This is a genomic window from Shimazuella sp. NTD247, from assembly GCF_059510415.1.
In genome coordinates this window covers 1-14,763 of the sequence record NZ_JCAJZU010000006.1, presented here as the reverse complement: position 1 = coordinate 14,763, position 14,763 = coordinate 1, and the positions used below count along the sequence as shown (strand labels likewise).

Annotated in this window: 14 protein-coding genes; 9 read left to right on the top strand and 5 right to left on the bottom strand. The window is 38.5% G+C overall.

Going from position 1 to position 14,763, the window contains the following annotated elements; all coding sequences use genetic code 11:
- Positions 1-45: 45 nt before the first annotated feature.
- Together AC5WOC_RS15095 and AC5WOC_RS15090 are read right to left on the bottom strand one after the other, a co-directional pair.
- Positions 46-225, bottom strand: a complete 180-nt coding sequence (locus tag AC5WOC_RS15095) for a hypothetical protein (protein WP_496056245.1) — start codon at positions 223-225, stop codon at positions 46-48.
- 89 nt (positions 226-314) lie between these two features.
- Positions 315-1,688, bottom strand: coding sequence for an RsmB/NOP family class I SAM-dependent RNA methyltransferase (locus AC5WOC_RS15090; protein WP_496056244.1), 1,374 nt, complete (start codon positions 1,686-1,688; stop codon positions 315-317).
- 75 nt (positions 1,689-1,763) lie between these two features.
- On the opposite strand from AC5WOC_RS15090, the gene AC5WOC_RS15085 reads away from it, so the two are divergent.
- On the top strand, positions 1,764-3,038 hold the full coding sequence (locus AC5WOC_RS15085) for a purine/pyrimidine permease (RefSeq protein WP_496056243.1): 1,275 nt from the start codon (positions 1,764-1,766) through the stop codon (positions 3,036-3,038).
- Positions 3,039-3,152: 114 nt separating this feature from the next.
- Entirely contained in the window at positions 3,153-4,826 is a 1,674-nt protein-coding gene (locus AC5WOC_RS15080; protein WP_496056242.1) for a long-chain-fatty-acid--CoA ligase, read from the top strand.
- A gap of 730 nt (positions 4,827-5,556) precedes the next feature.
- Here AC5WOC_RS15080 and AC5WOC_RS15075 read toward each other — a convergent pair.
- Together AC5WOC_RS15075 and AC5WOC_RS15070 are read right to left on the bottom strand one after the other, a co-directional pair.
- Entirely contained in the window at positions 5,557-5,919 is a 363-nt protein-coding gene (locus AC5WOC_RS15075; RefSeq protein ID WP_496056241.1) for a hypothetical protein, read from the bottom strand.
- Positions 5,920-6,152: 233 nt separating this feature from the next.
- Positions 6,153-6,539, bottom strand: coding sequence for a hypothetical protein (locus AC5WOC_RS15070; RefSeq protein WP_496056240.1), 387 nt, complete (start codon positions 6,537-6,539; stop codon positions 6,153-6,155).
- Positions 6,540-6,746: 207 nt separating this feature from the next.
- Between AC5WOC_RS15070 and AC5WOC_RS15065 the strand changes: the two genes are divergently transcribed.
- The 6 genes from AC5WOC_RS15065 to AC5WOC_RS15040 all read left to right on the top strand — a co-directional run bounded on the left by AC5WOC_RS15065 (position 6,747) and on the right by AC5WOC_RS15040 (position 13,660).
- Positions 6,747-7,358: a hypothetical protein gene (locus AC5WOC_RS15065; RefSeq protein WP_496056239.1), complete on the top strand. Its 612-nt coding sequence runs from the start codon at positions 6,747-6,749 to the stop codon at positions 7,356-7,358.
- A gap of 187 nt (positions 7,359-7,545) precedes the next feature.
- The gene (locus AC5WOC_RS15060; protein ID WP_496056238.1) at positions 7,546-9,300 is read left to right on the top strand and encodes an ABC transporter ATP-binding protein; all 1,755 of its coding nucleotides are present in this window, start codon (positions 7,546-7,548) and stop codon (positions 9,298-9,300) included.
- Between the two features lies 1 nt (position 9,301).
- Positions 9,302-11,122 carry an ABC transporter ATP-binding protein gene (locus AC5WOC_RS15055; RefSeq protein WP_496056237.1) on the top strand — a complete coding sequence of 607 codons (1,821 nt, stop codon included), beginning with the start codon at positions 9,302-9,304 and terminating at the stop codon, positions 11,120-11,122.
- Positions 11,123-11,284: 162 nt separating this feature from the next.
- Positions 11,285-11,887, top strand: a complete 603-nt coding sequence (gene fadR, locus AC5WOC_RS15050; protein ID WP_496056236.1) for a fatty acid metabolism transcriptional regulator FadR — start codon at positions 11,285-11,287, stop codon at positions 11,885-11,887.
- Positions 11,884-12,663, top strand: a complete 780-nt coding sequence (locus AC5WOC_RS15045; protein WP_496056235.1) for an electron transfer flavoprotein subunit beta/FixA family protein — start codon at positions 11,884-11,886, stop codon at positions 12,661-12,663. Before fadR ends, AC5WOC_RS15045 begins: the two co-directional genes overlap by 4 nt.
- A 13-nt stretch (positions 12,664-12,676) precedes the next feature.
- Positions 12,677-13,660: an electron transfer flavoprotein subunit alpha/FixB family protein gene (locus AC5WOC_RS15040; RefSeq protein ID WP_496056234.1), complete on the top strand. Its 984-nt coding sequence runs from the start codon at positions 12,677-12,679 to the stop codon at positions 13,658-13,660.
- A 107-nt stretch (positions 13,661-13,767) separates the two neighbouring features.
- Here AC5WOC_RS15040 and AC5WOC_RS15035 read toward each other — a convergent pair whose 3' ends face one another.
- Complete coding sequence (locus AC5WOC_RS15035; RefSeq protein WP_496056233.1) at positions 13,768-14,061, bottom strand: hypothetical protein; 294 nt, start codon at positions 14,059-14,061, stop codon at positions 13,768-13,770.
- 189 nt (positions 14,062-14,250) lie between these two features.
- Here AC5WOC_RS15035 and trxA point away from each other — a divergent pair, with 189 nt between their 5' ends.
- Positions 14,251-14,574, top strand: a complete 324-nt coding sequence (gene trxA / locus AC5WOC_RS15030) for a thioredoxin (RefSeq protein ID WP_496056232.1) — start codon at positions 14,251-14,253, stop codon at positions 14,572-14,574.
- The last annotated feature ends 189 nt before the right edge of the window (positions 14,575-14,763 follow it).

Genomic DNA, 14,763 nt, shown 5'->3' with positions numbered 1-14,763 from the left:
GGAGAAATGAATTAGAAAAAAGCTTATTCCGTCTTGCAAATAAGCTTATGGATCAAGCCGCGGTCGAAAGGTTATTTTGGTTTCAGGAGGAGCTAGAAGTGTAACGACAGACTCTTCAATGATTTCTTCCTCTTCCTCTAAAAAATGGCTCATATAGATCCATTCTGGTTGGACCATGCCCAGTGCAATCCAATATTTATTCGTTGCGGATTCTTTTAACGTCATATATTTCTTCCTTCATATTCATTTATTATTTTTCATGGGATGCATTGTTATGTGTTTATCATATGAAGGAAGGCTTGGGCAGATGAAAACTAATTTGCGGGATCATAAGCAAAGCGAAGCCATTTTGGATAATGGTTTTTTAGTACTCCTCCTGCTCCTTTTCCCCAACCGAGAGGGTACCCATCGACGGTTACAAGTGTCCAACCAGTATGTATTGTTGGAACAGTTTCACCTTGTAAAAAGCGATATAGTTCCGTATCGGTACGTTGATATGCCTGTACATTTTTTACATTTTCATAATGAAGTGTCATAGCTAGCGCATGCGAAGGATGAAACCTTCCTTTACGAAGTTCCCCTAAATAACGACCAGGTTGAGCGACTTTGCATTTTTCGAGTGATGGCAATCCATTTGGCATCTCGTATAAATGGTCACCATATAAAACGAGAGAACCAGAAAATACGATGGGCGCTAGGAGCGTTTTTGCCATAAAATCTTGTAATAAAACATCGATTTGTTTTGGAAGTTTCGCCTTTTTCTTTGTTTTTTTCGGATTTGGTGTTTCCATTTCTTCGGGAATTTTTTGTAAGGCAGCAACAAAATGCCCTTCTCCGCGAAGCAAATGCGGCCATAGTCGTCCCGCTTTTTTTGTTTCTGGAGTTAAACCGTTTTGAAAATAAGATCCATTCGATAATGGTACTAAGAAAAACTCCGGATGCTCCTGTAAAAAGGTTTCGATGGATTCTTCATTCTCTCTTCGATTAAAGGTACAAGTAGAATATACTATTTGTCCTCCGGGTTTTAACATTTTCGCTGCTTCTGCTAAAATATATTGTTGGAGATCAGCACACTTTTCACTGTTTTTTATGCTCCAATGTTCACATGCATCAGGATCTTTACGAAACATCCCTTCTCCAGAACATGGTGCATCGACCAATATGCGGTCAAAAAAAACTTGAAACCGCGAACTAAATCGATGGGGTTGTTCATTTAGCACAACAGCATTCGTAACACCCAGTCTTTCTAAATTACTAATTAATGCTTTGCATCGCTTTCCATCAACTTCGTTGGCTACTAAGATCCCAGTACCATTCAGTTTTGCTGCTATTTGCGTTGTTTTTCCCCCAGGAGCAGCACACAAGTCAAGGATTTTCTCCCCAGGTTGTACTTGCAGTGCCTCCACTGGAGCCATGGCACTTGCTTCTTGAATATAGTAAAGTCCTGCAGCATGATAGGCATGTTTACCAGGACGAGAGTTATTTGGAAAATAAAAACCGTCTGGACACCAAGGGATAGATTCTAATGCAAAAGGTAACATGTTTTGAAGTGTTTTAGGTGAAACTTTCATTGTATTGGTTCGCAGGCTTTTCACAGCAGGGTGTTGATATGTCTCCATAAAATTTTCAAAGGTGTCATTTAGTTCTTTTTTTATTTCTTGGATAAAATCATTTGGTAATGCGATCATTTATTTTTCTCCTAAATTGAAAGTTTAACGATTATTATAAGACCTATTTTAACAAAAATAAAAGGAGGATAAAAAATGGCTTATTCGTTGCGTTCGGTGCAATGGTTTATTTTTCTTGTTGCAAATGGGCTTGCCGTTCCCATTGTAATTGGACAATTATATCATTTGTCACCAATGGAGATTGCAGAATTTATTCAACGTACTTTTTTTATCATTGGTATTAGTTCTTTATTACAAGTAGTGATAGGACATCGTCTCCCACTCATTGATGGACCTGCTGGTATATGGCTTGGTGTTTTTGTGGTTACTGGTCAGATCGCTGCGAATAAAAATGCATTAAATTCTTTAACAGGTATGACAGTTGTTGCTGGTCTTGTCCTTATTATATTTGGTATTACCAAATTACTAAGCAAAATGATGTTTATTTTCAGTTCTTTGGTGACAAGTACCTTTTTGGTTTTACTTTCATTACAGCTCAGCGGAGTATTTCTCAAAGGGATGTTAGGGATTCAAACTGATGCCACATCCTTTCCTTTTAAAGAAGCATGTATAGCTTTTATCATTTTTATTTTGGTCTTTGTTTTATCAATATGGGGAAAAGGCTGGATGAAAACATACAGCGTTTTGATCGGTATCGTACTTGGCTGGGTATGCTTTTTACTGATTGGAGCACCGACACATGGAATGTCCAGTAATGCAGTTTTTGCCTTTCCAAAAGTATTTGCTTGGGGTATTCCTCGTTTTGATCTGGGTGGTATTGTTTCAGGTCTGTTGATTGGGCTTGTATTGATGTCGAATACCGTTGCTAGTATAAAAGCAGTGAATCAAGTTGTTCCGGATGAACAGAAAGCGAATCAAAAAGAATTGAATCAATCGGGCTGGGTCGGTGGAGTTTCTCATCTTTTATCTGCCGTCTTTTCAACGATTGGAATGGTTTCACTAACTGTAACAGCAGGTTTTGTCAAAATAACAAAGCAAACGAAAACAAACGTGTTAATCATAGCTTGTTTGGCGCTGATAATCTTATCGTGTTTTCCACCCATTATGTCATTTTTAGCGCATTTGCCAAGTCAAATCGCATATGCTGCTATCTTACCTTCTTTTGCCCAAATGTTTGCGATTGGTATTCGTACTTTAGTCGAGACTACACTAGATGAACGGAGGGTAACAATCTTTAGTCTGTCCGTTTCTCTCGGTATTGGTGTTATGTTTTTGCCCTTACCTTTGTTTCAACAGTTTCCATCCATTGTACAGTACATATTTGGAAATGGATTACTAGTAGGAGTAATGATTGTTATTTTAATGGATCAACTTTGGAATAGAAAATCAGATGAACAACAAAATGCATAAAAATAGGGAAAAATCAAAAAGAAAGGATGCAAAATTTGGGTTTCATTGGATACAATAAAGAGAGAAGTTTTTATTTTGTAGGGTGAATTTCTTCCCCTTTAGGAGGGAGCCTGGATGACGTTGTCAAAACCATGGCTGAACCAATACCCGCCCCAGATACCAAAAACATTATCTTATCCTGATGTTACTTTACCTGCATTACTCGTTAATGCAGGTAAACATTATCCAGATCGAGAAGCTATTCAATTTCTAGGCAAAAAGATTTCTTATCGTACTTTATTAGATGAAACATATCGTTTTGCAGAAGCATTAAAACAAATTGGAGCAGAGCCGGATGAACGAATCGCCATTATGCTTCCAAATATCCCGCAAGCAGTCATTGCATACTATGCCAGTCTATTTCTTGGTGCAATTGTCGTGCAAGTTAATCCGATGTATACCGAGCGGGAACTGCTTCATTTGCTGGCAGATTCGGGGGCAACAACGATCATATGCCTTGATATCCAATTTGCTCGTGTAGAAAACGTTCAGTCACAAACAAAAATAAACAAAATCATTGTTACAAGTGTATCTGAGTACTTGCCAATTCGTAAAAAGGTATTATATCCACTGACACAGAAAGCGCTTCCAAAAATACCGCGTAAAGAACATGTATATGCCTTTCAAAATCTATTACATCTCGTTCCGACAGCAACTCCAATCGAACCAACAGACAGACAGCCTGATGATCTTGCTTTATTGCAGTATACTGGCGGGACCACAGGCCTTGCCAAAGGTTCCATGCTCACGCACCGCAACTTGGTTGTAAATGCCCACCAAGCATCTGCATGGATGTACAATTTAAAAGAAGGTCACGAGAGAATACTAGGAGTTTTGCCGTTCTTTCATGTTTATGGCATGACTACTGTAATGAATTTAGGAATAAAGCTAGCTGCAACTTTAATATTGCTGCCAAAATTCGATCGTGATCAAATTTTAAAAACAATTGCCAGAGAAAAACCGACAGTATTTCCCGGTGCACCAACGATGTATGTGTCACTTATCAATCATCCGCGTATCGATAAATATCAATTAAAATCAATCGAAGCATGTATCAGCGGCGCAGCACCATTGCCAGTAGAGATTCAAGACAAGTTTGAAAAACTTACTGGTGGTCGTCTTGTAGAAGGTTATGGATTAACTGAGACATCTCCTGTTACACACACCAATTTGATATGGGATCGCAAAAAAGACTCTACGATCGGACTGCCTTGGCCAGATACAGACTGCAAAGTGGTTTCAATGGAGACTGGAGAAGAATTAGCCCCAGGACTCATTGGTGAATTGCACATTCGAGGTCCGCAAGTAATGAAGGGATACTGGAATCGTCCAGAAGAAACAGCAGAAGTGATCAAAGATGGTTGGTTGGCAACAGGAGACATGGCAAAGATGGATGAGGATGGTTATTTTTATATCGTGGATCGCCGAAAGGACTTAATCATCGCAGGAGGATTTAATATTTATCCGCGTGAAATAGAAGAAGTGCTTTATGAACATCCCGCTGTAGATGAAGCCATAGTCATCGGTGTGCCAGATGCTTATCGCGGCGAGACTCCAAAAGCGTATATTGTAAGAAAAAAGGGAATGAATGTCACTTCGTCTGAATTGGATAAGTATTGCCGGGAAAATTTAGCGAGTTTTAAAGTTCCTCGATTATATGAGTTTCGTGATGAATTACCGAAGTCGGCGATTGGCAAGATTTTAAGAAGGGTTTTACAAGATGAAATGAAACAGCAAAAGAAGGATTAGTATGCCGTCTATGAAACGTAGAACTTTTATATAAACTGATGCCTTATTTTTAGGGGTATCAGTTATTCTTTTCTAACACACTATTTTGATTTTTTGGTCAGTAAAAAATTGAATTTATGGCATAATATATATGTACAGATTGTCCATTCACTATTTGAGAAAAGAGAAAAAAGTGGCGAGGACGCAAAAGACGGGAACGCTCCGAACTGGTGGAAAGACCTTTGTGTTGACCTGCCCGGTAGACGAAAAGGGGTTTTATTACGACGACTCGACGGCAACAGTTAAGGAAAATGGGGTTACGGTGACTAATGCAGTGCATAAATACAACATTGGTCAGATGGTAGCCAACTCCGATAATACCAGTTGGAAGTAGTCTTAAAATGTAAACTGTGGTGAACGCAAATAGAGTGTTCACCAAACGTAGTAGTGTACCTTTAATGGTACACTACTACTCATGCAAAAATAATAATGAGATGTTAATGATACATATGTTTTTCGCCATAGCAACTGCATGTATATTTCTTTACCTACTTACACCTGTACAACAACTAGCAAATGAAAGAACATCTATATGCAAAAAATACTTTCTCTAATTTAAATAGAACAAATAGAATGTTAAGTTTTTATTTAAGTCAATGAACTTGTTTTGCAGTTTTAAAAATAAAACAGCCGACCATCCCATCATCATATGAATGATGAGGGATGGTCGTTTTGCTTGTGATCTCAGGGATCAGATCGGAGAGTAGGCGTCTGGATTGATCCAAGCGAAAACCCTCACCATTCCTTCAGTAGTCTTCTTCTGAAGGGAGGCTTTCCACTGCTCAAAGATCTCCTGAGCAAGCGAATCACCATTCAGAGAACACTCAATGAACTTTCTGACATTTTCCTGATCAACTTCCGGATTTCCAGTTTTCTTAACGTAATCGATTTGAAGGTTTGCTCGACTACGTGCAGAGTGTACCTGAATTGTCCAGTCGAAGCTGCCATCCTCAAAGTCAGGGACAACCTCGCGTGTTTCACCAAAGTCATCAGGAAGAAGAATGACATTATCCGGATAGATCTGAATGCCCTTGATGCGCTCGACCACAGCCATTGTGCTATTCCCTTCACTGGAAGATGGGTCTAGTGGGTCTATTATATCACATAATCAAAAAATTCAATTTACGAATAACTGCATATCACGCATGATATTTTATGCATTTGTCCTAAGTAAGAACCAGATTGATTCATCTATATATGTATAAAAGCGTGCTATTTCTTATTGTCTTTTGGTTTGGTGCCAGACACCTGAGCGATGCTGCTCAGATATCTGGCGACCGGTCTTGGTCAGAGACCCCGCTCTGCGGAGCCGACCTGCCTCCAGAAGTGATCCGCGATCTTCTCCAGCATCTCGTATTCCGACTTGAGGAACGTTCCCACCACTGCACACTTGGCGATGTAGGTGATGTCCTCGTCAGTGAGCGAGATTCCCCACATGGCAGAGCAGTTTCGCACGTACTCTTCTGCCGTGGGAACATACTGCTCGTTGAGAATCTCTTCGAAGCGGGAGGCGTTGAAGAGGGCAGGATCGGTGAAACAGATGCCAATGGTCTGCTCGTTCACCTTTCGGGTCTCGTTTTCCACAGGCCTGAGAACCGCGTGAAGGACGGCACGCTTCTCTGCATCTCGGAAGAAGACGACCGGAGCGGGATTCAAACTTTGCAAGATCTCCATAGCGATTCCTTGTTGTGTTCGGGGACCAATACCGTCTATTCAAAGTATAGCAGGTGATAAGAAATGTGTATATACAATTGCAAATCGCCTATAAATTTTACCTGATTGAAATGATAATTCATCAAAGAATAAAAATATTGATAAAATGAATGGGAATAAGTATAATTTAAAATTCGGAAGTAATTTATATGAAGTAGGGGTATGAATTTGAAAAAGAAAATATGGCTTTCTGCAATTTTGTTTCTCTTCACTTTTTTGCTTGGCTGCTCAGCTGCCCAAGATTTGTACAATGCATCTTATTTTTCAGATAAGATCCAAAAAGAGTTAGATAAAGTACAAGCTCAGCGAAAAAATCAGATAGAAGTAGATAAAATTTTGTCTGCTGATCCAAATATGACAGACAAGAAAAAAATAGATCAAGCACTTGCTGATTTTCATCGTTTGGACACTGCAGTTATTCCTTCGTATGAAAAAGCGATTAAACAAGTAAAAACAAATGTGATCACCCTACAAAATGAACTAGCAAAAATAAAATCTGCGGAAGTAAAGAAATTAGGGGAGAAAACCCTGCAAAGTTTTCAGAAGATGGAAGAAGCAGAATTAGCATATATTCAGCATGCAAAAGAATCTAGTGATTTGCAAAAAACTTTCTTTACAACATTGCAAAAAGGACAAGAACCAACAAATGAAGCAATAGACCAAATAAATAAAGATACAACACAGTCCGATGAAGTGTTCGTTAAATTAAACACAAGTATTGATGAGTTTAACAAAAATTGGGGCGAATTAGTACAAAAAGCAGGACAAGATCTACAATAAGAAAGAGAGCTGCGTCAATGAATAGACGGGCTCTTTTTACTCTGATTAAAAGCACATTAGAACAGGTAATGGAATGAAGAAAAATGATGAATCTTTTCGCCTTATTTCGATTCGCTAAATGTTTTTATATAGTATAATCTTTCTAGTGGATAACGAACGGACGAACGGAGAGGAAAGGAGAAATGCTATGGAAGCAGTTCGGGCATTAGGGCGTTTTTTAAAACCATATAAAGGTATTGCTATTTTAGGACCTTTGTTAATGGTGCTGGAAGTGGTAATGGATCTGTTACAGCCTGCTATTATGCAGCATATTATTGATCACGGGATAGCAAACCAAGACGCAGCCTATGTCATCCGTATGGGCTTATTAATGGTTGTTGTGGCGCTGATAGGACTAGTTGGTGGATTAGGTTGTATATTTTTCTCGACAAAGACTGCTGTTTATTTTTCATCAGATGTACGTAGAGCAACCTTTGAAAAAATCGTTTCCTTTTCAGGCGAAAATCGAGAAAAATTTGGAACAGGGAAGTTAATTACAATTGTGACAAATGATATTGTGACCTTACAGACAGCTCTTACTATGACATTACGAGTCTTGGTGAGAGGGCCTTTGTTGTTTATCGGAAGTATGATCATCGTGTTTTTTTCCGCAAATGAACTTTCGCCCATCCTATTTGTAGTAGTTCCCGTTTTGTTGATCACCGTTTTTTTTATCACCAATCGCTCTGGGCGTTTATTTAAAAAAGTACAAGAAGCAATTGATAAGGTGAATACCAAATTGCAAGAAAATTTAGCTGGAATGCGTGTAATCAAAGCATATGTTCAGCAAAAACAAGAAATAGACAGTTTTAAGAAAGTAAATGATGGATGGACGAAAGCCAATCGATCTGCTGTACAAGTGATTTCTATCATGATGCCTGTTATTATGCTAGTTATTAATGGAGGGATTGTTGGAACGCTTTGGTTAGGAAGCTATCGAGTGGCTCAAAACAGTATTGAGGTTGGTGCGATTTTAGCATTTATAAACTATTTGATGATTATCTTAATGGCGCTTATGTCCATAAGTATGGTTTCTATTTTTATTACTAGAGCATTTCCTTCCGCTGGACGGGTGCATGAAATCTTGGAAACATCAATTGCTATAAAAGATACAGATGATAGTTATCAACCTGAGACCATAAGAGGTGAGATCGCCTTTCAAAATGTATCGTTTAGTTATAGTAAGAATGAAGAACAAGTACTAAAAAAAGTCAATTTAGTGATCGAAGCAGGTCAAAGGGTAGGGATCATAGGTTCAACTGGCAGTGGTAAATCAACACTTGTGAAGTTGATTGCGAGACTCTACGATGTCGATGCAGGAGAAATACTGTTAGATGGAGTGAATATCAAATCGTATCATTTACAATCATTGCGTTCTGCTATAGGTTTTGTTCCTCAAAAAGCCACACTTTTTTCTGGATCCATTGAAGAAAATATACGATATGGGAATGATCAAGCAGATCAACAGGAATTGGAAAAGGCAGCAGCAGAAGCCTGTGCAAATGAATTTATTACTCGTTTGGAAGATGGATTCAATTATAATCTGACTCAGGGTGCAACCAATTTATCTGGAGGACAGAAACAGCGGTTATCTATCGCAAGAGCTTTTGTGCGGTCTGCACCCATTCTGATTTTGGATGATGTTACATCTGCAGTAGATGCAAAATCAGAAACGATTATTCAAGAATCTCTGCAAACAAGACCCTCCCAGACAACATTATTAATCGCATCGAAGATCTCCTCTATTTTGGATGCAGATAAAATATTTGTTATGGAAGATGGCGAATTAGTTGGACAAGGCACCCATTTACAGCTATTAGATCAATGTGAAGTATATCGTGAGATCTATGTGTCTCAAGGCGGAAGTATCGATTATGCTAGAGAGATCGGGGAGGAGGTCTAGGATGAGTGCAGCACAGTCAAAATCACAAAATCCTCCACGACTTGGTTTTCGAGGTGGAGGCGGCAGGTTCGGTGCTCAGCTGGAGAAACCTAAAAATGCAAAAAGTACAGTTCAACGCGTTTGGAAATATTTAGGAAATCAAAACGTAGGTTTGATAACAGCGGTTGTGCTTGTCCTGCTCACCTCCTTGCTGGGACTTCTCGGTCCTTATTTTATTGGAGTAATTATTGATAAATATATTATTCCACATGATATAGATGGAGCTGTTCGCATGATTAGCCTGCTTGCAGGAATCTATCTACTGACAACAGTACTGACTTGGCTACAAAATTTTATTATGGTCAATGTTGCCCAAAAAACGATCAATCATTTGCGGTTTGATTTATTTGTTAAATTACAAACTTTATCGTTGCGCTTTTTTGATACGAAACCTCATGGTGACTTGATGAGTAGAGTGACCAATGATATAGATAATCTCAACAGTGCCCTATCGCAAAGTGTTACACAAGTGCTTTCCTCGCTAATATCGATTGTTGGGGTAATGATTGCAATGTTCTCCTTGAATTGGATATTGGCGGTGATCACGCTTTTTATTGTTCCAATAATGATATTAGCTACGAAAAAGATATATCAATACAGCAGTAGTAGCTTTATAAAAAGACAGCGTGACATCGGAGATTTAAATGGATTTATTGAAGAGCAAATACAAGGTGCTGAAATTGTTACTCTATACGGCAAGGAAACGAAGACAATTGAAGACTTTCATCAAATCAATGAACGGCTTCGTAATTCAGGTAGATTAGCAGATACTTTTTCCGGATTTATCAATCCGATAATTAATTTCATTAATAATTTAGGATTGGGATTAGTGATCGGAGCAGGAGCTCTCTTGGTACTGCATGGAGATATCACTATTGGGATCATCGCTTCTTTTGTCAGTTACTCTAGGCAATTTTCTCGTCCGATCAGTCAAATTGCGACATTGCTCAATACTATTCAATCGGCAATCGCTGGTGGTGAAAGAGTTTTTGAGATCATGGACGAAGTACCTGAGATTTCGGATAAGCCAAATGCTCTGTCTGTCAAAAAATTTCAAGGGAAAGTAGATTTTCGTAATGTTTCTTTTGGATATGAAGCCGATAAAGCAGTATTAAAAAACATTCAATTAGAAGCTTCACCAGGTGAAACGATAGCTCTGGTGGGACCAACAGGTTCAGGGAAAACAACAGTTGTAAACTTATTGACTCGATTTTATGATATTAAAACAGGGCAAATTTGTATTGATGGTAAGGATATTCAAGATTACCGGATTGATGATCTGCGTAAGAGAATTAGTATTGTCCTGCAAGATACGTATCTTTTCTCTGGAACTATTTTGGACAATATCCGTTATGGTAGACAAAATGCTACAGAAGAGGAAGTTATTCAAGCTGCGAAAATGGCATGGGCGCATTATTTTATTAAGCATCTGCCGAAACAATATCAGTCTGAGATCGTTTCGGGTGGCACCAATCTCAGTCAAGGGCAGCGACAATTAATTGCAATTGCAAGAGCGATTTTAATGGATTCGGATATACTAATATTGGATGAAGCAACATCCAATATCGATACACGTACCGAATTGCATATCCAACAAGGATTGAAAAATTTAATGCAAGGACGTACGAGTTTTGTAATTGCTCATCGATTGAAGACAATTGAAAATGCTGACCAAATTTTAGTCATTAACCAAGGAGATATTATCGAGCGCGGAAGTCATGAAACCCTAATGGATAAAAAAGGTTTTTATTATGATCTGTATTCAACCCAATTTGATATATAAGCCAAAACCCCTTATCAATAAAGGATAAGGGGTTTTATGATGGTTTTTTTATAGGAAAATATTCTTATATATTGTTTATGTTTTTTTATTTGACAATGAAATCTCGTGTTAATAAAATTGACTTGTAATGAATGATCATTCAATTTTAAAGGGGCGATGGAGATGGCAAAACGGACAAAAGTAAAATATGATGCCATCTTAAACGCGTCCATACGTGTTATTGCTAAGCATGGTTATCATTGTGCACAAATTTCCAAAATTGCCAAAGAAGCAGGTGTTGCTGATGGCACTATTTATTTGTATTTCGAAAATAAGGAAGATTTACTGATTTCTATTTTCCAAAATAAAATTGGACATTTTATCAGCAGGCTAAAGCATAAATTATCCATATTAGATGATCCTTCCAAAAAATTATTTCAAATCGTATTTGCGCATCTGCACTATTTGGAAGAAAATCCTGAACTTGCAGTGGTAATGCAAATGGAGATTCGTCAGTCCAATCCATTTATCCGCAAAAAAATAGGAGAATTATTGAGAGAATACTTAGTACTTATTGAGCATGTAATGGAACAAGGCAAACAATCTGGTGTTTTTCAACGGAATTTAGATATTCGATTAGCAAGAAAAATGATTTTTGGAACCATCGATGATTTAGTGACCAGTTGGGTTATTCATCAACAAAAATACTCTTTACAAGACATGGCAAAGCCTGTGTATGAGTTATTTGTGAACGGCATTACTTGTAGAAGAGGAGTGATAGCATGAATTTTCTTGTCTGTTTAAAACAAACATTCGATACAGAAGAAAAAATTGTGTTGAAAGATGGAGAAATAAGCGAGGATGCTGTTGAATTTATCATCAATCCGTATGATGAGTATGCAGTAGAAGAAGCTATTCGGTTGAAAGAAATTCATGGTGGTGAAATAACCGTTTTGACTGTTGGGCCAAATCGAACAGAACAAGCTATACGATCAGCACTTGCAATGGGAGCTGATAAAGCGGTTGTCGTAGACACAGAAGATCTTACGATCGAACTAGATGAATTCAGTATCTCACAATTGATCTATGCCGCAATACAAGATTTAGATGAATCTTTTGATCTGATCTTGTGTGGTTATATGGCTATTGATGATGGTTCCGCACAGGTAGGCCCACGTTTAGCGCAATTGCTTCAAATACCTCATGTCTCTACAATTACCAAAATAACGATCGATGAAAAAAACGTATCCCTTGAAAAAGATGTGGAAGGGGATGTAGAGCATATTCAATCACAGCTGCCACTTCTTGTTACTACACAACAAGGACTTAATGACCCCAGATATCCCACCATTCCAGGTATTATGAAAGCCAAACGAAAGCCTCTCACACACTATGAACTAGAAGATCTCTCCCTATCAGAACAATCGATTCAATCCAAAACAAAACTGCAAGAAGTGTTTCTTCCTCCTAAGAAAGATGCGGGTCTTATTTTAACGGGTGACATACAAGAGCAAGTGACCTCTTTAGTAGAAAAGCTGCACAAAGAAGCAAAAGTTTTATAAAGGAGGGATCTTTGTGGGGAAACAAATACTTATATTTGCTGATCGTTATGAAGGAGCGTTGAAACAAGTCACATTCGAAAGTTTAGCAGTAGGTCAATCATTAGTAGGTGACGGCAAGGTTTCGGTTGCGGTCTTGGGAACGGATGCAAACAAAGTAGCAGAGCAACTAGCACATCATGGCGCAGATGAAGTGCTTTTAGTAGAGAATAGTGAATTGGACATGTACACAACCGATGCTTATTTCCAGATTTGGGAACAGATTATTCAAAAAATCAATCCGGATGTCATCATAACAGGTCATACTGCCATTGGAAAAGATGTCGCACCTCGAATCGCCGCTCATTTTTCATTTGGGTTGCTTTCCGATTGTACAGCAATTGAAATCAAGGGTGAAGAGGTGATCTATACACGTCCGATTTATGCAGGTAAAGCATTTGTAAAAAAATCATTTGCTGCAAGCCCTGCTTTTTTTACGATCCGTCCGAACAACTTTGCAGTTTTAGATCCTGATGTAACGCGGAAAGCAAATGTAGAAGAAGTAAATGCATCGATTGAAAAAAGCTTATTGCGGACGATGGTGACAAATATCGTGAAAAAAGCTGTGACAGGAGTAGATTTGTCAGAAGCTAAAATTGTTGTATCCGGCGGCAGGGGAGTAAAAAGTGCTGAAGGATTTCAGCCCCTTCAGGAATTAGCAGACGTATTAGGAGCTGCGGTAGGAGCTTCAAGGGGTGCTTGTGATGCTGGATATTGTGATTATGCATTACAGATTGGACAGACTGGTAAAGTAGTCACACCAGATTTATACATTGCTTGTGGAATCTCTGGTGCTATCCAACATGTCGCTGGAATGTCGAATTCAAAAGTAATTGTAGCGGTCAACAAAGATCCAGATGCTCCTATTTTTCAGATTGCTGATTATGGAATTGTAGGTGACTTATTTGAAGTTGTCCCTCTTCTGACACAAGAAATAAAGAAGCTGCTCCAAACTGGTTAAATGACATAAAAAAGAACAGGTATTGTTAAGATATCTGCTCTTTAACGCTTCTATGTATTATTTTATTCGATATCGATCGGGTGGATGTTGCCATCCACCCTTTTGTCTCAGTTTTCAAAATGCTCAGCCAGCTTATGAGAGAGCGCGATGTATTTCTCTTCACGCTCTTCAGCCTTACCAGGATCACTTAGGAGATATTCTATAAGTTTATCCATCGTATTCCAAGGCCTAGTCGTATCCTTTGTAAAATCGTCGTAGAACCTCATGAACTCCGGAAAACCAGCACTGTTGCAGATCCTCTCCATCGTCTCTCGATCGATCTCTGAGAAGATCCTGGCGGTGAGTACAGCATTTCCTGCATACAGTTCTCCGCCATACCTAGGGTAATCTCCATTGGACATTTTCATTCCCATTCGCTAGGAAACTATGAAGAAGTGAGACACACTTCGCCTATAATTTATCATAAACTACTTTCTAGAGATAGCAGTCTATTGTCTATTTCTTGTTTCAAATAGCGGGTTAGTTGTATTTTCCTAAAAAAGTGGTATACTAACTTATGAAATGTAAGTACTCTTTAGGGGGCATTCCAAATGGCAATTGTAGAAGTAACAGATAAAAACTTTGGCACAGATGTAGAAGGTACAGGCAGTGGTACTGTTTTAGTAGATTTTTGGGCTCCTTGGTGCGGTCCATGTAAAATAATTGCTCCTATCCTAGAAGAAGTGAACGATGAGATTGGAGATAAAGTAACAATTGCAAAATTAAACGTTGATAATAACCCGGAATCAGCTAGTAAATACGGTGTAATGAGTATTCCAACACTCATGGTCTTCCAAAATGGACAAATGAAGTCTAAGTTGGTAGGACTGCAACCAAAAGAACAACTGGTTCAATGGTTAGGCGAATATATGTAAGGTAGAGTGTTTTGCACTTTTAATCGGAAAGAAGACCTCCTCGAAGAGGTCTTCTTTTTTTATAACATTGCGAGCTAGAAAACCCACGGTTTAAATCGTGGGATGAAAGCGAGCGTTGAACGAGGGTAAGGAATTTTCCTTCACTAGTTCAACCTTTGGAAAAGAGCAAGTTTACAAACATATATTCCC